Annotated in this window: 22 protein-coding genes, 1 pseudogene and 1 riboswitch; of the genes and pseudogenes, 11 read left to right on the top strand and 12 right to left on the bottom strand. The window is 68.0% G+C overall.

The genetic code is table 11. From position 1 onward, the window contains the following. Positions 1–392 precede the first annotated feature (392 nt). From AB0L59_RS41150 to AB0L59_RS41130, 5 genes are all read left to right on the top strand, one after another. Positions 393–725: a hypothetical protein gene (locus AB0L59_RS41150; RefSeq protein WP_365593048.1), complete on the top strand. Its 333-nt coding sequence runs from the start codon at positions 393–395 to the stop codon at positions 723–725. A gap of 521 nt (positions 726–1,246) precedes the next feature. Next, entirely contained in the window at positions 1,247–1,450 is a 204-nt protein-coding gene (locus AB0L59_RS41145; protein ID WP_365593046.1) for a hypothetical protein, read from the top strand. 74 nt (positions 1,451–1,524) lie between these two features. Then, positions 1,525–2,013, top strand: coding sequence for a hypothetical protein (locus AB0L59_RS41140; RefSeq protein ID WP_365593044.1), 489 nt, complete (start codon positions 1,525–1,527; stop codon positions 2,011–2,013). A gap of 402 nt (positions 2,014–2,415) precedes the next feature. Next, positions 2,416–2,694 carry a hypothetical protein gene (locus tag AB0L59_RS41135; protein ID WP_365593042.1) on the top strand — a complete coding sequence of 93 codons (279 nt, stop codon included), beginning with the start codon at positions 2,416–2,418 and terminating at the stop codon, positions 2,692–2,694. Between the two features lie 188 nt (positions 2,695–2,882). Continuing rightward, the gene (locus AB0L59_RS41130; protein ID WP_365593039.1) at positions 2,883–3,389 is read left to right on the top strand and encodes a DUF3883 domain-containing protein; all 507 of its coding nucleotides are present in this window, start codon (positions 2,883–2,885) and stop codon (positions 3,387–3,389) included. Between the two features lie 228 nt (positions 3,390–3,617). Here AB0L59_RS41130 and AB0L59_RS41125 read toward each other — a convergent pair whose 3' ends face one another. Both AB0L59_RS41125 and AB0L59_RS41120 read right to left on the bottom strand, forming a co-directional pair. After that, positions 3,618–3,809: a hypothetical protein gene (locus tag AB0L59_RS41125; protein WP_365593037.1), complete on the bottom strand. Its 192-nt coding sequence runs from the start codon at positions 3,807–3,809 to the stop codon at positions 3,618–3,620. Positions 3,810–3,946: 137 nt separating this feature from the next. Beyond that, positions 3,947–4,159 carry a hypothetical protein gene (locus AB0L59_RS41120; RefSeq protein ID WP_365593034.1) on the bottom strand — a complete coding sequence of 71 codons (213 nt, stop codon included), beginning with the start codon at positions 4,157–4,159 and terminating at the stop codon, positions 3,947–3,949. Between the two features lie 281 nt (positions 4,160–4,440). Between AB0L59_RS41120 and AB0L59_RS41115 the strand changes: the two genes are divergently transcribed. After that, positions 4,441–4,644 carry a cold-shock protein gene (locus AB0L59_RS41115; RefSeq protein WP_365593032.1) on the top strand — a complete coding sequence of 68 codons (204 nt, stop codon included), beginning with the start codon at positions 4,441–4,443 and terminating at the stop codon, positions 4,642–4,644. 682 nt (positions 4,645–5,326) lie between these two features. Here AB0L59_RS41115 and AB0L59_RS41110 read toward each other — a convergent pair. The 5 genes from AB0L59_RS41110 to AB0L59_RS41090 all read right to left on the bottom strand — a co-directional run bounded on the left by AB0L59_RS41110 (position 5,327) and on the right by AB0L59_RS41090 (position 9,012). Next, on the bottom strand, positions 5,327–5,917 hold the full coding sequence (locus AB0L59_RS41110) for a hypothetical protein (RefSeq protein WP_365593029.1): 591 nt from the start codon (positions 5,915–5,917) through the stop codon (positions 5,327–5,329). Positions 5,918–5,933: 16 nt separating this feature from the next. After that, positions 5,934–7,229, bottom strand: coding sequence for a WXG100 family type VII secretion target (locus AB0L59_RS41105; RefSeq protein ID WP_365593026.1), 1,296 nt, complete (start codon positions 7,227–7,229; stop codon positions 5,934–5,936). Positions 7,230–7,249: 20 nt separating this feature from the next. Further along, on the bottom strand, positions 7,250–7,540 hold the full coding sequence (locus tag AB0L59_RS41100) for a DUF6317 family protein (protein WP_365593023.1): 291 nt from the start codon (positions 7,538–7,540) through the stop codon (positions 7,250–7,252). Continuing rightward, positions 7,537–7,986: an SAV_915 family protein gene (locus AB0L59_RS41095; protein WP_365593020.1), complete on the bottom strand. Its 450-nt coding sequence runs from the start codon at positions 7,984–7,986 to the stop codon at positions 7,537–7,539. Before AB0L59_RS41095 ends, AB0L59_RS41100 begins: the two co-directional genes overlap by 4 nt. A gap of 624 nt (positions 7,987–8,610) precedes the next feature. Next, positions 8,611–9,012, bottom strand: coding sequence for a PPOX class F420-dependent oxidoreductase (locus AB0L59_RS41090; protein WP_365593017.1), 402 nt, complete (start codon positions 9,010–9,012; stop codon positions 8,611–8,613). Between the two features lie 343 nt (positions 9,013–9,355). On the opposite strand from AB0L59_RS41090, the gene AB0L59_RS41085 reads away from it, so the two are divergent. Continuing rightward, positions 9,356–9,613, top strand: coding sequence for an STAS domain-containing protein (locus tag AB0L59_RS41085; RefSeq protein ID WP_365593094.1), 258 nt, complete (start codon positions 9,356–9,358; stop codon positions 9,611–9,613). 145 nt (positions 9,614–9,758) lie between these two features. On the opposite strand, the gene AB0L59_RS41080 is transcribed toward AB0L59_RS41085, so the two are convergent. Then, the gene (locus AB0L59_RS41080; RefSeq protein WP_365593014.1) at positions 9,759–10,910 is read right to left on the bottom strand and encodes a WD40 repeat domain-containing protein; all 1,152 of its coding nucleotides are present in this window, start codon (positions 10,908–10,910) and stop codon (positions 9,759–9,761) included. On the opposite strand from AB0L59_RS41080, the pseudogene AB0L59_RS41075 reads away from it, so the two are divergent. Further along, positions 10,852–11,109, top strand: a pseudogene (locus AB0L59_RS41075) (alpha/beta hydrolase); the annotation flags it as partial. The gene AB0L59_RS41080 and the pseudogene AB0L59_RS41075 overlap by 59 nt on opposite strands. Positions 11,110–12,183: 1,074 nt before the next feature. Here the strand turns inward: AB0L59_RS41075 and AB0L59_RS41070 are convergent. The 3 genes from AB0L59_RS41070 to AB0L59_RS41060 form a co-directional block, all read right to left on the bottom strand. After that, positions 12,184–13,062 (bottom strand): MBL fold metallo-hydrolase, encoded by an 879-nt coding sequence (locus AB0L59_RS41070; protein WP_365593011.1) that lies wholly within the window; start codon positions 13,060–13,062, stop codon positions 12,184–12,186. Between the two features lie 11 nt (positions 13,063–13,073). Further along, positions 13,074–13,141: riboswitch (guanidine-III (ykkC-III) riboswitch) on the bottom strand. An 897-nt stretch (positions 13,142–14,038) separates the two neighbouring features. Further along, positions 14,039–14,725, bottom strand: a complete 687-nt coding sequence (locus AB0L59_RS41065) for a response regulator transcription factor (RefSeq protein ID WP_365593009.1) — start codon at positions 14,723–14,725, stop codon at positions 14,039–14,041. Then, positions 14,722–15,927 carry a sensor histidine kinase gene (locus AB0L59_RS41060; protein ID WP_365593006.1) on the bottom strand — a complete coding sequence of 402 codons (1,206 nt, stop codon included), beginning with the start codon at positions 15,925–15,927 and terminating at the stop codon, positions 14,722–14,724. The genes AB0L59_RS41065 and AB0L59_RS41060 overlap by 4 nt, the downstream gene beginning before the upstream one ends. 113 nt (positions 15,928–16,040) lie before the next feature. Between AB0L59_RS41060 and AB0L59_RS41055 the strand changes: the two genes are divergently transcribed. Next, the gene (locus AB0L59_RS41055; RefSeq protein ID WP_365593004.1) at positions 16,041–16,727 is read left to right on the top strand and encodes a rhomboid-like protein; all 687 of its coding nucleotides are present in this window, start codon (positions 16,041–16,043) and stop codon (positions 16,725–16,727) included. Between the two features lie 130 nt (positions 16,728–16,857). After that, on the top strand, positions 16,858–17,250 hold the full coding sequence (locus AB0L59_RS41050; protein WP_365593001.1) for a hypothetical protein: 393 nt from the start codon (positions 16,858–16,860) through the stop codon (positions 17,248–17,250). Between the two features lie 89 nt (positions 17,251–17,339). On the opposite strand, the gene AB0L59_RS41045 is transcribed toward AB0L59_RS41050, so the two are convergent. Next, complete coding sequence (locus tag AB0L59_RS41045) at positions 17,340–18,134, bottom strand: IS5 family transposase (RefSeq protein ID WP_365592999.1); 795 nt, start codon at positions 18,132–18,134, stop codon at positions 17,340–17,342. A gap of 580 nt (positions 18,135–18,714) precedes the next feature. On the opposite strand from AB0L59_RS41045, the gene AB0L59_RS41040 reads away from it, so the two are divergent. Then, positions 18,715–20,160, top strand: coding sequence for an aldehyde dehydrogenase family protein (locus tag AB0L59_RS41040; RefSeq protein ID WP_365592996.1), 1,446 nt, complete (start codon positions 18,715–18,717; stop codon positions 20,158–20,160). Positions 20,161–20,714: the final 554 nt, after the last annotated feature.

Genomic DNA, 20,714 nt, shown 5'->3' with positions numbered 1-20,714 from the left:
ACTTCAGCAATCCCCTCCACGACCGGACAACGAGAATAACCAGCTCAGGACACGATTTCTGACTGGAGTACTAAGACGATTCAGCGCACGTCACCGACCATGCCCGGCACCTGCACCTGCACCTGCACCTGCACCCAAGCGGCCTGGGCGAGCGATAATCCGGGGTCCAACGTCGACGCCGACCGGGCCCCGCGGCTGAAGAAGGTTCAGGTGTCCGTCGGCCCCGCCTGCTGACACCGAGCGGTACGGTCGCGCCCTCCCGCCCTCGGGTGCTCGGGACTGCCGGGGCCTCCGATAGGCCCCGGCTCTTCACGTTTTGACCAACAACGCCACCCGCCCCCCGAGCGGCTGCCACTGTGTCCGCACACGACAGCCGCACACCAGGGGGGCGCGTGCGCCGTATCGTCCTGCTCGTTCCCGTCATCCTGCTCGCCGCCGCCTGCAGCAGCGGCAAGCCCGTGCCGACCGTTGACGGCAGTGTCCCGCACTGGAAGCCAACCGCCTCACCGCCAGCCTCGCCCTCGGCGGACGCGCCGAAGACGGCCGACGACCCGATGGTCACCTGGTGCCACGAGCACCCGCTCTGGACTCTATGTACGAGCGCTGGAAGCCCGAAGCCGGTGTTCTCGATGCCGCCGAGCGCGGCCTTCAGCAGCGCCGCCAGCTATCTGGCCGAGGAGTGCTCGAAGCACCCGGAGAGCTGCTTCCCCAGCACTACCCGATGACCAGCACAGGGGGCAGGCGCAGACGGCCCACGCTGCCGCTGCCCCGTTGCGAGGGTGACGGGGACCGTCGGCCCCTCGGTTAGGGCCCGAGTGCTCCGGATACAGGGCCGTCCCTGGCGGCGGGTACCAGCCAGCGGTGACAGGTAAAAACCACGTGTACGCAGCAAGTTCCTCTCGCTGAGGTATTGCGCCTGGTCACGGCGGTCGGGCAACATCAGCCCGGCTCGGCACATAGCCTCCACTGTGGCCGCACAAAACCGTCACATCGCTAAGGAGGCCACGTGCGCCGCTTTCTCCTGCCCGCTGCCGCCGTCTTGCTTACCGCCGCCTGCGGGAGCGGGAACACCGTGCACGCTGCAGCAGCGCCGTCGCTGTCCTCATCCAAGCCGCCCGTACCAAGCCACAGTGCGGCCGCCAAGCCTGCCCATAGCGCATCTCGCACGGCCAGCCCAAAGCCGTCGCGGTCATCGGAGACGTGCTCGCCCACCCGGGACGTCATCGTCCGGACGAGGACGCCTGGCGTGCCAGACAGCGCTCAGGAGTTGGGGAATTACAACCTGGCGACCTGCGAGAGCACATTCAAGTTCCTGCAGGAGACGTCGCCGAAGTCGGCCGGGGCCTGTACCGAAGCAGCATGGGCGAGCGACAACCCGGGCTACAACACCGACGCCGAGCCGGCCAAGCGGCTGAAGAAGGTGCAGGTGGCGATCGGGCCCGCCTGCTGAATTCGGCGGCGACTGCGCCAGTTACTCTGCGGTGCGCCGCCGTGTCCGAGCGGCTGGGACCAGGAAATGCCGGGGTGAGCGTGAACAAGTGCAGGACGCTGAAGGGCGACCCGTGCCGCTATCCGCTGATGGAGTGGTACGGCATCGGCCCACATCCTGGAGTCTGCACACGGCACGCCACCGACGAGCAGAAGGTGGCTTCTCTTGCGGCGCTCGAGATCCCCGTCGACGTCGCCACAGCCGATCCCGCCGCGGTGTTCCCGGAAGTGTCCCTCACGCCGCAGCGTCTCATCTGCCATAACATGAACGGCTGGGTGGCCAAGATCCGCGGCACGAACGAGAAGTACGTGTACGCGCGCACCTTCCTCAGCCGCAGCCGCACCGAACCTTACGGGTGGCCGCTGCCCGGCAACGGCCTGTACGAGTGCCGCGAGATCGGCCCGCATGGGAAGTTCTCGTGCTTCTTCGTGGTCAAGGGGATGTTCCGCCGCAAAGTGCAGCTGGTGACTCCGGAGCAGGCCGCGCGGATGGCCCGACGGATGGGGCGGCAGCCCTCCGAGTGATGCACGGCCGACGCAGCACGTGGTCCGTCCCGCCGTCAAGGTGCTCGGGACTTGCCGGGGCCTCCGATAGGCCCCGGCTTTCTCACGTTTCGGCAACAATGGCGCCTTCGCCCCTCACCACTGTCACAGTGTCTGCACCAAATCGCGCCACTTCTGGGGGGAATCGTGCGTACCGTCCCGGCTGTCGTCCTGCTCGCCTGCCTGCCTCTCACCGCCTGCGCCGCAGGACCGGCGTCCGGGGCAGCTCCGGCCGTTACCGTGACGCACACGGTGCAGGCCTCGCCGTCGCCCAGCCCGACGACCGCGTCCGCTAGCCCGGCGCCGAGCTCCGCGGTCCCGGCTACAACGGTCGCCGCGGCCACGACGGCGCCTCCTCGGCCACATCTGACCAACGCATCGGCGGTGGTCTCGCAGTACTACGAGGACATCACCGATCACGACTACAGAGCGGCGTGGGCGCTCGGCGGCTCGAACATCGCCGGAACGACCTACGACCGGTGGGTGGCCGGCTTCGACACCACCGAGAGCATCACCCTGGGCACCATCAGCGAGTTCGGGGCGTCCCGCGTCGAGGCGGCCCTGTACGCCACCCAGACCGACGGCAGCCTGAAGACGTATGAGGGCACGTACACAGTGGCCGATGGCATCCTCGTCGGCGCCTCGATCCGTCAGACAGGCTGACGTCGGATGCCGTCGCGGCGGTCTGCGTGGGTCAGAGCACTACGCGGGGTGTTGCTCAGGCGGCAACAACTGTGGGGCAAGCACCATGGTTGCCGCCAGTCGTGGCTTTATGACCACGACTGCCAGCCCCAACCGTAGGGATTCACCCACGGTCGCCGGCTCGACCATCGCCAGACGGGCAGAGTGAAGTGAACGGAAACGTGAACCCGGTAGGACGTGCTGCCGTTGAGCTGGCGATCCGCTACGAGCGATCGCCGGGCCGTGAGGTCACCTACGTCGGTGATGGCTGGCCTGCGGGCCTTATCGGGGAAGTCGGAGAGTGGGTTCAAGGACGCCGCCCTGGTGCGCGCAGCTTCACGTGCGACTTGGTGTCGCGTGAACCGGATGGCGGCTTGGCTCGGTTGATCGAGGTGAAGGGCAAGGGCGGGCGCGGTTCATCGGTTCCGATCACCGACCGGCACCGTGAGGCGATGCTCGATGTCGGGGCAGACTGGTGGTTGTACGTCGTGCTGGACTGCCAGACGGCCCCGGCCCTGGTCGTTGTCCGGGAACCGAGTCGGCTGCGCTGGGCGTTGATCACTCCCGCGCCGGAGCTACCGGAGGGCCAGTACCGAGGAGTCGGTGACGAAGGCACATGGGGCACGATGCCTGCGGACGTGCTCGCTGCGGGAGAACAGGTCGCCGTCCCCTTGTGACTTTGCGGGCACCCCCTAGACGATGCCGTTCGCTGGCTGTGACCTGCGAGTACAAGGCTTGCTGGCACCGGTGCGGCACGCCAGGGGAGGCGCCATCACTCGGCGGTCTTGCTGGAGTCGCCGGGCTCCTGCACGACCGGCCGCGGCCGATCTGCGTGGTCCAGAAGACCACGCAGGCACCACCCGCTCACCTTCGGGGTGGTCCCTGCCGCACGCTGCTGTCGCGACTCAGGCCTTGTCGACCATGGCGGCGTGTCCGGGTCCGTCGACCTGGAACGAGACGGTGTCCCCCGGATGGATCTCGTCGGGGTCGATCACGAGGTCGTCCACCGTAAAGTACAGCACGGGACCACCTCGATCGTTCTTGATCCTTCCCTCGCCCGGGTCCACGTTCCACTCTTGGATCTCGCCTTGGTCCATGGCTGTGTCTCCTTGGCTTGATGGGGGCAAGCCCCGGTCTCATGCCGGGCTCGCTCCCAGCGAACGCGAAGCCACGTGCGACAGCGACCGCTCTGCGTCGAACGGGTGACGACGGCCGGAAGCCCGCCGACGGGCGTTCAGCGCTCCCACACCTCCGGGCCGCCACCGTGCCACTCGATCAGCGGCGAGCTCACCACGTCTACGACGTCCAGCCCTTCCAGGCCGGCCCGTTCCAGGAACACCGCGAGATCGTGCAGGCTGTATGCGGTGCCCAGCGTCTCGCTGTCGACCTGAACGCGCCGGCCGCCTCCCTCTGCGGGCGGGAACACGATCACGCGACGCTCAGCCATAGCCTCAGCCTGCCTCAGTTGCAGGCGAGGAGCACTCGGGAGACGACTGTCAGTGGCGGCCGGTCGCCCCACGACTCACGTTGCCGTCCGTGCTTCCTTGTGGCCGAGCACCCCCACCCGGTGTAGCGTCGTACTCAGCAGTCGTGGTTCCGAAGTCCCGTTCGCCCGTGATCGCCATCGCGGGCGTTTTTGCTGTTCAACGCCTCTCCGGACCAGGGCGATCACCTCCGGATCCCGCACGGTGCGGGTCCCGATACGAGTCCCTCGAAGGAGACAGGCACATGGCTCAGGGCACTGTGAAGTGGTTCAACGCGGAGAAGGGCTTCGGCTTCATCGAGCAGGACGGCGGCGGCCCGGACGTCTTCGCCCACTACTCGAACATCGCCACCCAGGGCTACCGCGAGCTTCGCGAGGGTCAGAAGGTCGAGTTCGACGTTACGCAGGGCCAGAAGGGCCCGCAGGCGGAGAACATCCGCCCCCGGTAAGGCCGTACACAAGAGAAGCCCCAGCCGGTGCGTGCATTCCGGCTGGGGCTTCTTCGGTTCTGCCCGCCCCGCCAAAGGTTTACGGTCCCCCGACGGGGCGGCCTTCTTGGGGCCACCTCCAGTTGCCGCTCGGTCGGCACGATCAATCCACGCCGTGGCGGGGGTGCTGGGTCACGGGAGTCCGGCTGCTGCGCGCGCTTCCACATCTTCACAAGGTCCGCGTACTGCGGGTCGATCCACTCGGACATGCGGCCTGCCTTCCTCCGGCAGGCAAGGCGTGGATGGCGGTGTGGCCGTCCTTGGTGCCGATGGTGACGTCGAGGAGGTCGTGGTCGTGGTTGATCCACACGCGCTCGCCGCTGCGGGCGCCTTGGTGTTTGCCTGTCTTGGGTTGGCGGCGTCGACCTTGTCGCCGGTCTTGATCTTGCCGTCCGCCATCAGGACGGGGGTGGGTGGGGAGAAGCTCCAGCGGCTTGGTCTTGCTGCGGGTGCGGGCGTCCTCAAGGCCGGGATGTTGTTCCGGGGTGCTCACGAGCGCTGTACGGCCACTGGTTCACCGTGACGGCCGGACGCGGGTGCAGGTCGTCCGCTCCCGGTGGTCGCCCGGCCGGACTCCGGCAGAGGACCGCCGGGTGCACTGAGCGGCGATGCAGGCGGGTTGGGCAAGCGGCCCGGCTTGCGCTCAGCGGCGTCCGTGGCGGCGCTCGGCCCGGTTGCGGGGCGGGAGCGGTCGGGCGGCCTCGGCCCGCTCCTCCTGCTCGCGCACCCGGCGTTCGTAGTCCTCGCGGGCGCCGATCTCGGCGGCGGTGCGGCGCGCGAGCGTCGGGGCGGCCCAGGTGCCGATCGCCCAGGCGACGGTGGCGGGCAGGACGGGCGCGAGAAGCAGCAGCGTCCAGCGGCCGCCGGCTGCCGAGGCAGCGTTCCTGCGCTGGCGGGAACGGTGCTCCCGCCATGCCTGTTCGGGAGTGGGGATCTCCACCGGTGCGCGCCGGGTGCGCACGAAACCCGCGACGAGGCTGAGCAGGCAGGCGATCGCCGTCACCGCGTACACCGCGGTACGTGCGGAGCGGGGCACTCCCACCGCTTCCCAGAACCCCGCGTAGAAGGCGGTCACGACGAGCCCTGCGAACAGCAGCAGGGCGAGCTGGAAGCAGCCGTGTGCGATCCGGCGCAGCCAGTACCCGGCGCCCCGGTCGAACCAGGTGGTGCCCAGGCGCGGAATGGCCGCCGGCTCGACCTGCTCCCCGGGGACGCCGTCCGCCGTAGTTTTCATGTCGTCCCCACCAACATCAGAAGATCTTGTGCCACAGGGCCTTGGACTTGTCGCTGATCCAGTGGCCGGTGCCGGTCACCATACCCTCGCCCGCGTGCCACGCCTGGGCCCCGGAGTGGCCGATGCCGTACAGCGTGCCCACGACCGCGCCGTGGTCGTCCCAGTCCTCGCTCCAGTGCTCGTGGAACAGCTTGTCGGCGAAGGTTCCCACGCCGACGACGACCGCGCCGCCGACCGCGGCCGTGGCGACAATCCCGTCCACCGGGATCGAGGCCGCGAGAGCGACACCGGCACCTAGGCCCACCAGGCCGCCGCCCACGTCGACGAGCACCGAGTGGCCCCAGGACCAGCCCTCGTCGTGGTCCTGCTTGGCCTCCAGACCGCCGGCGGCCACCGTGGCCGCGACGTCGATGACCGGGATCTCCTTGAGGAACCGGGGAGCGCCCTCGGCCAGTTCACTGCCGCGCAGGACGTCCGCCATCTTGTAGTTGAGGTACCGGTCGTACGGCATATGGGAGCTGCCGTTCTCCAGCCCGGCCAGCCGTCCTTCCAGGCTGTCGAGTTGGTCGGCGGCGGCCTGCCACTCGCCGCGCAGCTTGAACGCCTTGGGGAGGTTCGCGTCCGCCGTCCGGAACTTGGCCTCCTCGTCCTTCAGCGCGGACAGCGCCTTGTCGTGCTCCTCCTGGGCGTGCTTGATGTCGTCGGCCATGTCCAGGCCGAGCGCCCGGTCGCCCTCCGCCCCAGCGGTCCACAGGCCGCGCAGGTAGTCGGCGACCACGATCTTGTCGCCCTTCTGCATCGGCTCGCTGGGGTCGATCTCGGCGTAGAGCTGGCCAATGTGCTTGGCGGCGAGGAGCCGGGCACGCTGGGCCTGGTGCATCAGCTCCGTGTAGAGGGTGGTGTAGTCGTTGTTGTCCTTTGTTGCCTGCACCTCCTTCTCGGAGGGCGGGTTGTTCGTCACGAGGGGGATGGGCTCCCCCTTCGGCCCCATGGACACGCCCTTCTTCTGGGCGACATGGGCGGCGTTCTGCAGTGCCGTGTTGGCCGAGGACAGGTTGGTGGCCAGGTCGGTGAGCTCCTTGCCCACCGCGTACACCAATTCGGCGAAGCCGCCGGCGGTGATCGCGTCCTTGGTCCAGGCGGCCTCGAACTTCTCGGCGGCCTCGCCCTTCCAGCCCGCGTCCTTGACGAGCTTGTCGACTCCCTCGCTGAGCGGTTTGACGATGTCGTCCAGGTGCTCCTTGGCACCGGTGAGGGCGGTGCCCATGGCAGCCAGACCGTCAATGTCGCCGCCCACCCAGGAATCCGTCACAGCTTGTGTCCCCCGTCTCGCTATCCCATCAGGTCTTCGAAAAGCCCGTGCACGTCTATGTCGCGGTTCGTCAAGTGCTTGACCGCGGCGTCAAGGAGATCCCCCTGCTCCTCGATCCGGCCGGCGAGTCTGGCATGCAGACCGGAGATCGCGTCCATCATCGACCGGATCGTGTGGTCAAGACCGTCGTCGCCCGACTTTGCGACGGCAGGGCTCACGGAGGTGTGGAGTTGCGCGTAGGACTTGGCCTCTGTGTGAAACGTGGACGCCATTTTTGTCACGTCTGACGTCACGATTTTCAGGTCGGTCACTGGACTGCCTCCGTGTAGGTTCTGATGTCCTCGGCGCTCCAGACCCGTACACCGGGCGGAAGTTGCGGGTCGACGCGAACCGGGCCGAGCCCGTGGTCGTGCATCGCCCGGGCGAACCATCCGACGGGCACCGCCACCCACGGCTGCGCGTCGCCGAGCGCGGCGACCAGCTTCGCGGGGCTGGTGAACGCCACCGCCACCGGGTTTCCGTCGGCCCCCTGCAGGAGTTCGAAACCTATCGCGGGGCGGCGCCCCGGATCCGCGGCGTACCGCGGGTGTGCAGGGACGAGTACCTTCGCGTCCGGTTCGATCGGTGCTTTCGGGCGCTCGGCGGGCGGCGTCAGATGCCGGTCGTAGCCATCGAACGGAGAGGAATATGAAGTATACATGCGCACCTGGGATCGACACCGGCCGTCGGCGTGATTACGGAATTCCGACGGCGCCATGCCACTTTACGCGTGTCGAACACAGGGCAATGCAAAACAAAGTAACAACTCGTCAAGATCCTATAAAAGAAGGCGAGTTGATAGCATCCTTTTAACGCAAACAAGTCTATCAGCGCCATCTTCCCTACCGGAAGGCAATTCGCCCAAAAGAGTCATAATCGCATTTTTTGCCCTGCTGAAGCAGTACTACAGCCGGAGATCTTGTGACGGAGCCTGCGTGGTGTCGTTGACCGGGCATGATGCTGTGTGTGACGGCTGAGCAGATAGCCCCGTGGGATGCCTCGCCGCCGAACTCGCCCCATACCCCCTCACCCGACGCCCAACGTTCGGCCCGCCCCGAGGAGATGAGCCGCAGCAGCTCCGTTCGGCATCACACGGGCCTGGCGGCCCGCCCGCCGCGTCCAAGATTCCCAAAACGGCACGTACACGGTCAAACCCGTGTCCAGGGTTCGGGGTCAAGGCCCGGGCTGGTCGGCCAGGATTTCCACCGTGTTTGCGGGGTTGCCGGGACGGGGGGCGGGGGCGCCAGATCAGGTAGTCGTCGTCCGGCCGGGTGCCGCGGCCGGTGCACCACGCGAACACTCCCGCGGCCCGGGATCAGTCTGGTCGGCGACAAGGGCCGTGTTATCCGCGGGGGCTGCTGATCCGGTCCGGTTCGATCACGAAGATGACGCGGACCTGGCCGCGGCCGCCGAACCACGGGTACGGGCCGCCGAGATACCTCTGGGAGAGCGACTCGATGTGGTCGACGGCGCCGTCCGTCCGCACCTCGACCACCCGGCCGCGGATCTGGACGTACGACGTCGGGTCCGCGGGATCCGCCACGGCCACCGCGACCCGGGGATCACGGGCGATGTTCCGAGTCTTCTGATGGGTCTCGACGCTGTTGATCAGTACATGGCGCCCGTCGGTGTCCACCCACGTCTGGGTGAGCTGGGGCGAACCGTCCGGCATGACGGTGGCGATGTAGCAGGTGGACGGGCGGCGCAACAGCGCCACCAGTTCCTCGCCGAGCAGGACGGGCACAGGTTCCTCCGTTGTGCGATCACCGAAACAGGCCGCCACGGTAACCGGCAGCCGGAGCCGCGTGCCACGCTACGACCGGCGTGCGGATCTTGGGGTTCACGACCGGAGATCCGGCACGCTCGACCGAGCTGGCGGTCGGGACGGGGCGCGGTGCGGGTTGTCTTGCTCGGCTGTACGCGGCCTCATGCCGCGTGCTTGACGCCCTCCCCCACAGAGAGCGTGATGGGCTCGACCCCGGATCGAGGGGCGAACCGTGAACGACTTCACCGTAGTCACCCAGCAGTACCCCGACCACACCCTGGTCACCGTGCAAGGGGAGATGGACCTGCAGACCTGACCCCAGCTGGCGCGCGCCGCGGCCGTCCTCCCACTGCGCGGCAAGCCGCTGCACCTGGACGTGTCGGGGGTGCCCTTCATGGACTCCAGCGGGCTGAACCTGCTCGCGTCGCTGCGCCGGCGCCCGCACGCCGAAGGCGGCCGCCTGGCCATAACCGGCCTGCAATCCCAGCCCGCACGCCTGCTGCAGCTCACCGGGGCCTACAGCCTGTTCGCCGCCGACACCACGGCCGCGGACGGCACCGACGAGGCCCTGACCGGTTGACCGCCGGCGCAGTGAGCACTGCCGCTCGGACCGGCGGAACCAACCGGGCTCCGGGAACCGGGTCGGGAAGCGTCCAGGTAGCGGCTACCGCAGACTCAACCCACGCTACGAACGACTCGTCCGCCTCACCACGTAGGTCACGGTCTTAATGATCACCGGAGCAGACTGGGCCAGATGAGTGCTCTGGGAGGTACTGCGCGCGCTCTTGCGGGGTCAGGTTGCGATGGACGGCCTCGCAGATGTGCTTGATCAGCACGGCTGGCCGGGGTACCGCTACATTCCACAGCGGTACGGTGTGGTCATCGCTGCCCGAGGCGAGGGTGCGGCCGTCGGGACTGAATGCCGCGGCATTGACTGAGTCGGTGTGGCCAGCAAGGACAGAGCGGATGGTGGCGGTGGCCACGTCCCACAGGCGCACGGTGTGATCTTTGCTGCTGGAGGCGAGGGCGCGGCCGTCCGGGCTGAACGCCACAGCATTCACCGAACCGGCATGGCCTGTGAGGGTGGAACGGAGGGTGCGCGCGGCCACGTTCCATAGCCGTACGGTGTGGTCATCGCTGCCCGAGGCGAGGGTGCGGCCATTGGGGCTGAATGCCACCGCGTTTACCGGGCCCGCATGGCCTCGCAACATGGCGAGGACTTTGCCTGTAGCTGCGTCCCACAACCATACGGTGTCACTAAGGTCGCCGACCGCGACAGTGTGTCCGTCCGGGCTGAAGGCTACTGCCCCGAGCCCGTTGTCTGAGATGGGGACGGTACTGGTGCTTCTCTTGGTTTCCGCATCCCACAGCCGCATAGTCCCGTCCCGGCCGACTGAAGCGAGGGTGCGACCATTCGGTGCGAACGCCAACGCATACACCGCATCGCTGGGGCCTGTCAGAGTTGCGCGTGCCTGACCTGTGGTCGTGTCCCATAGCCGCACGGTTTTGTCGTGACTGCCTGATGCGAGGGTGCGTCCATCCGAGCTGAAAGCCAGTGAACTCACCAGGCTGCTGTGGCCTGTCAAGGTGGTTTTCGTCCTGCGGGTAGCCACGTCCCACAATCGTACGGTGTTGTCGTCGCTTCCTGAGGCGAGAGTGCGGCCGTCGGGGCTGAACGTCACCGTGTCCACCGCGTCCATGTGGCCGGTCAATGTGGCGCGGTTCTCTCCCGGAGCAGTGTTCCAGAGCCGCACGGTTGTGTCGTCGCTGCCGGTGGCGAGGGTGCGGCCGTCCGGGCTGAACCTTGATGCCGACTGGCAAGCCGGGCGGCGTATCGACTGTCCGCTGCAGGTGCTGTGGGCCACCCGTGACGACATGGCCGATCTTTACGGCGACGTGCTGGGCATCTGGCGGGACTGGGCGGTTGACCGGCTGGACGGTGGCCCGATCGCCTCCGGGCATCACATTGCCGAAGAGGCACCCGAGGTGCTCGTCACCGCGCTGCGCGAGTTCTGGCGAAGCACCGAAGAACACGGTCCTCGTAAGGAGCACACAACTGGCAAAATCGAACACTGACTCGCCAACTGGAGCGCTCAGCCTCCCGGACCGATACTGGCCGTAGCTGTGGACAGCCCGGCTGTGCCCACCGGTTGGGCGGTGGAGCAGAAGCGGGACAGCTTATGCGCCCGGCTCGCCGTACGCGCTGACGGGCGCGTGCTCTGCGCTTCAGGCAGGGGATCGAGGGCGGCAGCGCGGCACGCCGCGCAGCTACCGCTACGTCCACGCGCGCGGCTGCGGCTGGCGGGCGTGGGCCGTCGGCGTACGGAGTCCCGGACGTCGATCGCCATCAGCATCGCAGTCAGGAGGCGGCTGGCTAGGGTTGGCCGGGATGATGCCGTACAGCTGCCTGCGGGGACAGTCCGCAGACCAACGCGGGCGTTGAGCTGGTGGTTGTCGTCGGTGGCCTGTTGGAGGCTGTCTTCGAGTCGTTGGTTGGCTCGGTGAGTTCGTCGACGCGGTCGGTCGGGTGCCTGGTGTCGAGGGCGTCGAGTTGCTGTCGGAGCTGGTGCTGGATGGCTTGCGGCATCCGTTCTCTGTCCTGCCGCAGGGCGCGGATCTCATCTCTGGCGAGCTCGAGTTCTTTGCGCAGCGCCGCGTTGGTGCTCCGGGGCACGTGAGGGTGGGGATGGTGGGCTGCCGACGTTGTTGTGCCGCTTCGACTTGCTCGCGGATACCTTCGGTGTAGGTGAGCCAGGTGGAGACGTCGGCGGTGCGGGCGACGGCGGCGTGGTGATCTTTTTGCCCTGTTGTTCCAGGGTGGTGAGTGCGGTCAGGGCTCGCTGGCGTTTGTCGAGGCTGGCGCGGTGGCGGGCCTGGGCGAGTGTGCGGGTTGCCGCGGGGGTTCATGCAGGGTCGGTCCTGGTGGCGGGTGTGGGCGGCAGGAGGGTGTGGGTGTTGCCGGCGCGGGCTTTGCGCAAGGATAGTGCCGGCATCTTCGGTCTCCTGGCGTTCTGCAGCGGGTGGGGCGGCGAGGCGGGGCTGCATGCGGTCGGTGACCTGCTCGAAGGCGGTGATCTGGGCGGTGAAGGCGGTGCGTGCTCCGTTCGGCCTTGCCCTGCGGCGGGGCCGGCTGTGCTCCTCGGGCGTGGCTCAGTGCTCTGGACAGATGACGAAGAGCGGGTGGACGAGCCGGCGGGGCTGGTCGCCGATCTCCTTGAGCGCGGCGCTGATCTCGTGCAGGTGGCCGGTGGTCATCTGCAGCGGGGGTTCGTGGGGCTGGTAGGTGGTGCGGACCGGGTAGTCCACGCCCGGCTCGGTGGTCATCTCGATGTGGCAGCCCAGGACATGGGTGACCGGTCTGTGCTCGCAGAACCCGATCAGGCGGTCGATGGTCCGGGCGAAGGCGGACCAGTCCTGGACGTAGAGCCGGCCGGGGTAGACGGTGTCGCCGGTGAGCAGGAACCCGGTCCACGGGTCGTAGAACGTGACCGCTGCCTCGTGGTGCCCGGGAGTGGCCAGGCACTCGAGCGTGCGGCCTCCCAGATCGACCCGCGCCACGGCGGTGGGGTCCTCGTCGAATCCGAAGTACTTCCAGGCGGTGGCGAGGTCCGCGGCGACCACGGTGGTGTGCAGGCGGTCGGCGAACTGGCCGTCACCCGCGATGTGGTCACCGTGGGCGTGAGTGTGCAGCACAAGCAGGTGGTAGTCCTGTCGGGGGTGGCGAGCGAGCCAGCCGTCGACGAGCTCGTCAACCACCCGGCGCAAGGGGAAGAACTCGGCGGACGCGGTGGCTCCAGTGTCGATCAGCACCGCCCGCGTGTTACCGAACAGCAGGTACAGGAACGGCGCTTCGTAGTCGATCGCCATGTTCTGCCGCAGGATGACCGTGTGCTCGTCGTAGGCGTGGACCTGGATGTCCGGATCGGTGTTGTGCTTGGACGATGGTGACCCGTGGATCCAGCGGACGTCCAACTCGCCAGGCCGGAAGACCGGGCCGTCGAAATCAATGAAGGATGTGCCTGCGGCCATGACGCCTCCCGAGTGCGTCGTCTTGGCAGTCCGGGTACGGCGCACATCTCGTCCGGGGCCGGCACCTATGTGCCTCCACCGCGAAGCTACCACGACGTCGCCCGACGCCTCCGCCGCCTGGCACCCGTACGGCGACACCACCCACGTCGCCCCTGCACCGTGGCCTTTGGCCAGGTCGTAGGCGGCGAAAAGGTGCCGGACCGCCCCGCCCCTCCCCCATACGGCCCCGCACATGGGCCCGAACACCAGCCGCCCTTCCGACGGCGGCCCGTCCCTGCGGTCCGGCACCTGCGCCAAGGGGTCACGCTCCCGCCCCTGGCGCCGGAACTGCGGCATGCTCGGCGTTTCGGCCATCGCCGCTTGCCCCCTGGCCCATACACCGCAAGGGTCGATGCAACGCACAAGCTCGGGCACGCGCTCAGACTTGGGGCTGCCAACACGACCGAAACACATGTGTTCGAAATCGCGGCCGGCTCGTTGAGCTCCAGTAGCCGCACAACCGTCGAGGGGGGGCACGTTGAGTTCGGCCAAGACCCAAGCACACACGACTCGCCATACCGTGGCACGGCGCACGCAGGGCTCGCAGCGTGACCACTCCGGCTGCGAGGCTCCTGTGCGGTTGAGCACGGCCACCGGGGCGGGGCGGCTGCCCGCACCGGCTATCCGGGCGCTGGACTGGTCCAGGTTGGGAGGGGCCTGGTGAGGAGGTTTTCGGGCGGGTGCGGATGGCCGAGCCGGAGGTCTCCGACGCCGAGAAGGAGCTCTTCGGGGGGCCCTTGCGCTACGACCTCGGCTGGTCGGAACACGAGCGTGCCCGGTTGGACCTGACGATGCTGTCGGCGCTGCGCTCTGTGCCGCGGCTGGTCGGGGGGACCTTGCGGATGGCGTGGATCGCGGATGTCGCAGGCCATCACCTTGGCGAAGCGGGCGGTCACCGACCTGCTCGACCTGACCGGCTGGCCCCCCCGCCTGCGGATCATCGTCCGCCGCGAGCCCGTGCACCTCGAGTACGGGCCAGTCCGCTTTCGTAGGCGGCGATGACGAGTTGGGCCCGGTCCCTGGCCCCCAGCTTTGTCAGCAGACGACTGACGTGGGTCTTGACAGTGCCAACGGTCAGATACAGCTCGGCTGCGATTTCGTTGTTGGACAGGCCACGTGCGATCAGACTTAGCACGTCACGCTCGCGGCTGGTCACCCCGTCCAGGGCATCGGCGACCGGGCCGGTGTAGCCGGGGCGGCGGACGTAGGTCTCGATGAGCCTGCGGGTGACGCCGGGTGACAGCAGCGACTCTCCGGTGGCGATCACCCGCACGGCGTCGATCAGGCGTGCGGGTGGAGTGTCCTTGAGGAGGAAGCCTGCGGCGCCTGCGCGGAGCGCCTCGAAGACGTACTCGTCCAGGTCGAAGGTGGTGAGCACCAGGACGTGGACGGGCACCGGAGCGGGGCCGCCGAGCAGTGTGCGGATGGCCTCGATGCCATTGAGCCCGGGCATCCGGATGTCCATCAGGGCTACATCGGGGCGCAGTTCGCGGATCACCCTGACCGCCTGGCTCCCGTCGGCAGCCTCGCCGACGACCTGGAGATCGTTTTCCGACTCGATCAGCACACGGAACCCGGCACGCACCAGCGTCTCGTCGTCCACTACGACGACCCGCACTGTCATGCGCCCTCCAGATCGGCGCCCACGGGGAACTGGGCTGTTCGCTCGTCCGTGGCGTACGGCAGCCGGGCGGTGACGCGAAAGCCGTGCGGCGAGAGCGGGCCCGCATGAGCCTCGCCGCCGTAGAGGGCGGCGCGTTCTTTCATGCCGGTCAGGCCGTGGCCCTCGGTGATCGGGGTGGACGTGCGGCCGGCTCCGGCATCGACGACCGTGAGGGCGACCTCGCCCGGCGCGTAGGCGACCGTCGCCCGGGCGTGGCTGGTGCGGGCATGCTTGACGACGTTGGTCAGGGCTTCCTGCATGATGCGGTAGGCGGCGCGGTCCAGACCTCGGGGCAGGGTGTGCGGGTGCCCGCTGATCGTCAAGTTGACCTGGACGCCGGCCCGTCGGGTCTGTTCGAGAAGCGTGTTGAGGTCGTCTAGGCCGCCGGGCAGCCATTCGGCACCGTCGTCATCGCGCAGGACACCCAGCAGTGAACGCAGCTCCGTCAGGGCTTCCCTGCTCGTCGTCTCGATCGCGGAGAGGGACTTCGCGGCCTCGTCAGGTCGGCTGCCCATGACGTGGTGGCCGACGCCCGCCTGGACCGCGACGATGCTCAGACTGTGCGCGACGACATCGTGCAACTCCCGGGCGATGCGCATACGTTCCTCGACGAGGAGGAGCTGTGCCCGCTCTTCGGCCTGCTCGACCAGGCCTCGGGTGTAGGCGCGGCCCTGTCTGGTGGACCATCCGATCGCCCAGGCGGCGGCCTCGACGAAGAGGCTTTGGACCATCCCCGGCCACCCCCAGTAGTCGTGCCCTGTTATGCCCTGCATGGGGACCATCAAGGCGAGTTGTGCGGCGCCTGCCACCGCGCACGCGTACGCCGCGATCAGCGCGGGTCGGGCGACCGCCACCCCGTACACCAGCAAAGCAGTCGCCAGCACCCCCATCAGGCTGAGCGCGCCGTCGGTGGCCATCACCACGGACCCCACCGCCAGTGCAGGCAGTGGCAGCAACCGCCGGACCGCGACGGCCACGCCCAACGAGCCCGTCAGCGCGGTCTGCCATGCCGGCCAGCCCGTGCGATGCGTGCCAAGCGTCCACCACAAGACGTTCGACGCCATCAAGACCATGGCCAAAAGCACATCCAGCTCAATCAGCTGATTTGGCGTCAGCCTTCTGACATGGGACGCCGCGTCGTGCCTCGCCATCATGCCTCGCATGCATCCGACCCTAGCCGGGAGGGCGATCGTACGCGTCTGTCCAGGGATAGAGATCAGCCGGTCATTCCGTGGTCAGATCCGCGGGGCGGCCACCCTTTGCCAGGGTCGGCTACATGGATCTCTCCCGGACGCCCACCCGCCGATGGCTTTCTCCTGTGCCCTGGGGCTTCGCCCTGCTCGCCGCCGCGTCGTCCCTGACGTACGGCGGTGATCACGCGGTGAACGCCTGGGCATCGACCAACCTGGCCAATATGGGTGATCATCCTGTGGAGGCGGTCATCGCCTCCGCTTTTCTGTTCGGCGCCGATCCCTGGGCCTGTCTGAGCGGCATTGCCCTCGTCGGGGTCATACTGGCGTTTCTCGTGATCCGGTTCGGCAACATGCGGGCGGTCGCGCTGATCGCGGCCGGCCAAGTCCTCGGCACACTGGTGAGCGAAGGGCTGCTGGCAGCGCGGATCGCGGCGGGCCAAGCAGACCCGGCGCTGCGTGCGACGCTGGACGTCGGCCCGTCCTACGTGATCATCTCGGCCCTGGCTGCCGTGGTGGCAGCCGGGGCCCGGCGGTGGCACCGATGGACCGCGCTCGCCGCGCTCGCGGTGCGTGCACCGCACATCACGAGCGGCCTGACCACGCTGGGGGTCACTCCCGTCGGTCACGTGACAGCACTGTCTACCGGCATGCTGCTGGCGTGGGGTCTGCGGTCGTCCGACGCCCGTCACCGCTACCTGCACCGGCTGACGTTACGCGCAGCGCCGCTTCAGACCGAGGGGCGTACCGATGGCCGGGCATTGTCAACTTGAACTGGTGGCCTTAGAAGCCGTGTCCCAACCGAACGTGATCCCTTGATACCTCCTGGTCAGGCATGGTTTCGCTCGGGTTTAGGGAGGCATCGCGACGTCTTGTGTCCGCTTCATGGTCGAGGGGTGCGCGGTGGCGTCGGTGCTGGGAATGCTGGAGGAGCGAGAGGCGGCTGCTCGTGTGCGGGTGGAGGGCTTGCGGGAGGAAGTCGCGCGGTTGGCTGAGGTGTTGGAGGCCGCGGAGATCGAGCTGGACCGGCGGCTGATCGCGCGGGAGGAACTGCTCGAGGCCCTGGCAGTTTCTGCGGCCGAGTCCACTGCCGTGACCACGACCGAGGCGGAGGAGGAAGCGGCGCCGTCGCTCGCGCCGGTGCTGGGCTCGACGGTGCCGCCCTGGCGGGAAGGACTGCCGGTGACGGTTCTGGCCCCCGACTATCAGCGGATTCTGGGCGTGCTGGAACAGCAGCGATCCACGGGTGACGGCCCGCTTCGAGCCAAGGAGATCGCTGTGAAGCTGGGGCCTTGACGCGACGCCGGCGAAAGTCGAGGGGCTGCGGTCGAAAGCCCGGCGCCGGGCGGAGCGCGGGTGGCTTCTCCTGGAGACCTCGAGGGCATTCAGTGCCTGCCGGCGGCCCGTGGCCGTGCCAGACGCCGGCTCATCCGCGTGACCATCGACCATCGGATCATCGCCTCGCTGGTGGCGGGCAGGGTCTCGTAGTCCCGGGCCAGACGGCGGGAGTGCATCAACCACCCGAACGTGCGCTCTGCCACCCACCGCGTCGGCAGCACCACGAACCCTGTCATGTCGTCGGTGCGCTTGACGATCTCCAAGGTCAGGGCGAGTTTGTCCCGGCACCAGTCGACGAGGCCGCCGGTGTAGCCGCCGTCGACCCAGACGAGGGTGATGTCGCGGTGCAGGCGGCGCAGCCGGGTCAGCAGGCCCGTCGCGGCGTCGCGGTCGCCGATGTTCGCGGCGGTGACCGCGACGACCAGGAGCAGACCGAGGGTGTCGGTCACGATGTGCCGTTTGCGGCCCGGCACCTTCTTCCCGCCGTCGTAGCCCCGTGAGGCAGCCTGCACCGTCGCGGCGGCCCGCACCGACTGCGCGTCGATGATCCCCGCCGTGGGCGCGGCCTCGCGGCCCTCGTACTCACGGACCTTCCCGCGCAGCCGGTCGTGGAACTCGGCGATCAGCCCGTGCTCGCGCCAGCGGCGGAAGAAGGCGTAAACCCGGCCCCAATCGGGGAAGTTCGCGGGCAGCGTCCGCCACGAGATCCCGCCCGCGACCAGATAGCGGACCGCATCCAGCAGCTGCCGGTGGCAGTAGCCCTCGGGCCGTCCGCCCCGCCCCAAAAGCCAGGCCGGCACCGGCAACAACGGCCGCACGGCCGCCCACTCCGCGTCCGTCATATCCGACGGATACCGGCGCACCCGATCGGGATGGTCGGCCGCGTTGCCGTACACGTGCGCGGGGCAATCGCACGACACAGCGGGCGAGTTCAAGTCAACGGGCTCGGGCACGTACAACAACGGCAACAGGGCCTCCGGGAACCGCTCGGAATGGGGTCGCACCCCGAGCTACCAGGAGGCCCTGCCTTCATACGCGTACCACCGGAAGATCACCCGACCAGGAACTCTGTTCGATCCACACGTTCCAAGATCCGTTGAGATACGGCTTCTCACCCCATCAATTCCAGAAGTAGGCGAGACATCAGCGCGTCGAGCATGTTCCGTCAGGCAGTCACGTCAGGATCGAATCCCGAAAGAGCCGATGCTGCGACACGATGAGCGGACTCGGGCACTGGTCTCGTATCGAACGTCGAAATCCGCGATTCGTAGGCCGCACCTGACTCAAGCCCACCTTCCGGCGTGCGCGTGCATACGATCACTACACCGCGTACAAAACGTCTGCCACCTCGGCGGTCCTACGGTTTAGCTGCTGGCGGACACGCGTCAGCGCACCTTCAGACGTAAAGGGCCGCGACAGGACATGATTTGCACCCGCGCTTTCTGGCTCGCCGGCCGTCCGGCCAGTGGTGAGACGACCTTGGCGGTTTCCTCTCCCTGGACCGGGCAGCTCATCGGAGAGGTCAGTGTTCCCACCGATGAGCAGGTCGAGGAGGCGGTGGCGGCGGCATACGCCGTTCGCGATGAGTTCGCGGCTACGCCGGCATTTGTGCGTGCTGCGGCGCTCGACCATGTGAGCAGGCGCCTCATGGAGCGTAGCGAGGAGATCGCGCAGCTCATCTCTGCAGAGAACGGGAAGCCGATCAAATGGGCTCGCGGTGAGGTCGGCCGTGCGGTGTCCGTGTTCAGGTTCGCCGCGGAGGAAGCGCGCCGTTTCAACAGCGGTGAGGCTCAGCGGCTGGACACCGACGCCGGCGGCCAGGGGCGGCTCGCGCTCACCCGTCGCTTCCCGAAGGGCGTTGTGCTGGGCATCACGCCGTTCAACTTCCCGCTGAACCAATGTGCCCACAAAGTCGCCCCGGCTATCGCGGCCGGCGCCCCGATCATCCTGAAGCCGGCGCCCAATACTCCGCTGTCGGGTCTGATCCTGGGTGACCTGCTTGCCGAGACCGAACTGCCGGCCGGTTCATGGAGCATCCTTCCCGTCGCCAATGACCGGATGCCGGGGCTGGTGCAGGACGAGCGCCTGCCCGTCATCTCGTTCACCGGCTCCGAAAGGGTCGGGTACGCCATCATGGACTCGGTTCCCAGGAAGCACTGCACACTGGAGCTCGGCGGGAACGGGGCGGCCGTGGTGTTGGCCGACTTTGCGAGCGACGAGGATCTTGACTGGGCCGCCAAGCGTATCGCTGTGTTCTCCAACTACCAGGGCGGGCAGTCCTGTATCTCCGTGCAGCGTGTCATAGCCGACGCCGCGGTGTACGACCGGCTGCTGCCGCGTATCGTGGCGGCCGTTGAGTCTCAGGTCACCGGGGACCCCTCGGATGACAGAACTGATGTGGGTCCGCTCGTCAGTGAGGACGCCGCATGCCGCGTCGAGTCGTGGGTCGACGAAGCCGTCGGCTCCGGGGCCACGCTGTACACGGGCGGCAAGCGGGAGGGCGCTTCGTACGCGCCTACGGTCCTCGCGGATGTTCCGGCAGACACGACCTTGGCCTGCGAGGAGGTCTTCGGGCCAGTTCTCTCGGTCCTCAAGGTGTCCGGTGAGGCCGAGGCTTTCGCCGCTGTGAACGACTCCAAGTATGGCCTGCAGACGGGTGTGTTCACCCGCGACCTGCAGGCTGCCTTCCGGGCACATCGGGCTCTGGAGGTCGGCGGAGTCGTGATCGGCGACGTGCCCTCCTATCGCGCCGACCAGATGCCCTACGGCGGGGTCAAGCAGTCTGGTGTCGGCCGCGAAGGAGTGAAGTTCGCCATGGCGGATTACACCTACGAGCGTGTGCTGGTCCTTACTGACCTGGCGATATAGCAGTTCGCTCACAGCCCCCTGCGAGGCGAATGCTCGCCGGGAACGACAGTGCGAGGGGGCGTACGAGAGCCGTGCAGTACGACAGGACTGTGGGTGACTCCGCTGTGCGGTTCGTTCAAGTCTGCGGACCGAGCAGCGCCAGTTCATCAGATCTCGTGCTGCATGCTCGGCGCCGGTGGTCGCGGAGGGCAGGCCGGCGTCCGGCTCGAACCCGCCGTCGCCGCCCCTTGTGCAGATCGGGCTGAACAGTTCGGCATCCCGTGGTCCTGTCAGCCGGGCCATGGACCGAAGGAGCCACAGTGGACCAAGTGATGGCACACGAGGTCGACAACCACGTCTCCCCTGCTGCTCGTTCAGCTTTCGCACGCGCCTCGTTCGGTGCGTTTCATCGTCAAGACCCCTTGACGGGTGGCGCCCGCCGTCCTGGTGCTGTGACTGCGCGGGTTCGTCACGCTCTACTCGCGCGCGGGTGGCGGCCGCGGATGAGGTCAGCGGTGGTGCCGGCCGGACCCTGTTCTCCTCCTGCGACTCCTGGTATCTCGGCGCGAACATCC

The organism is Streptomyces sp. NPDC052109 (assembly GCF_040680195.1).
GTDB lineage: Bacteria > Actinomycetota > Actinomycetes > Streptomycetales > Streptomycetaceae > Streptomyces.
Note: the sequence above shows the minus strand (reverse complement) of the source record. Positions and strands in the feature narration are given on the sequence as shown.

Bases quoted from the DNA above. Each gene is read 5' to 3' on its own strand.
- AB0L59_RS41125 (WP_365593037.1), bottom strand. From the start codon at position 3,809: ATGGACCAAGGCGAGATCCAAGAGTGGAACGTGGACCCGGGCGAGGGA.
- AB0L59_RS41120 (WP_365593034.1), bottom strand. From the start codon at position 4,159: ATGGCTGAGCGTCGCGTGATCGTGTTCCCGCCCGCAGAGGGAGGCGGC.
- AB0L59_RS41115 (WP_365593032.1), top strand. From the start codon at position 4,441: ATGGCTCAGGGCACTGTGAAGTGGTTCAACGCGGAGAAGGGCTTCGGC.
- AB0L59_RS41110 (WP_365593029.1), bottom strand. From the start codon at position 5,917: ATGAAAACTACGGCGGACGGCGTCCCCGGGGAGCAGGTCGAGCCGGCG.
- AB0L59_RS41095 (WP_365593020.1), bottom strand. From the start codon at position 7,986: ATGGCGCCGTCGGAATTCCGTAATCACGCCGACGGCCGGTGTCGATCC.
- AB0L59_RS41080 (WP_365593014.1), bottom strand. From the start codon at position 10,910: ATGTCGTCACGGGTGGCCCACAGCACCTGCAGCGGACAGTCGATACGC.
- AB0L59_RS41070 (WP_365593011.1), bottom strand. From the start codon at position 13,062: ATGGCCGCAGGCACATCCTTCATTGATTTCGACGGCCCGGTCTTCCGG.
- AB0L59_RS41065 (WP_365593009.1), bottom strand. From the start codon at position 14,725: ATGACAGTGCGGGTCGTCGTAGTGGACGACGAGACGCTGGTGCGTGCC.
- AB0L59_RS41060 (WP_365593006.1), bottom strand. From the start codon at position 15,927: ATGCGAGGCATGATGGCGAGGCACGACGCGGCGTCCCATGTCAGAAGG.
- AB0L59_RS41055 (WP_365593004.1), top strand. From the start codon at position 16,041: ATGGATCTCTCCCGGACGCCCACCCGCCGATGGCTTTCTCCTGTGCCC.
- AB0L59_RS41045 (WP_365592999.1), bottom strand. From the start codon at position 18,134: ATGACGGACGCGGAGTGGGCGGCCGTGCGGCCGTTGTTGCCGGTGCCG.
- AB0L59_RS41040 (WP_365592996.1), top strand. From the start codon at position 18,715: ATGATTTGCACCCGCGCTTTCTGGCTCGCCGGCCGTCCGGCCAGTGGT.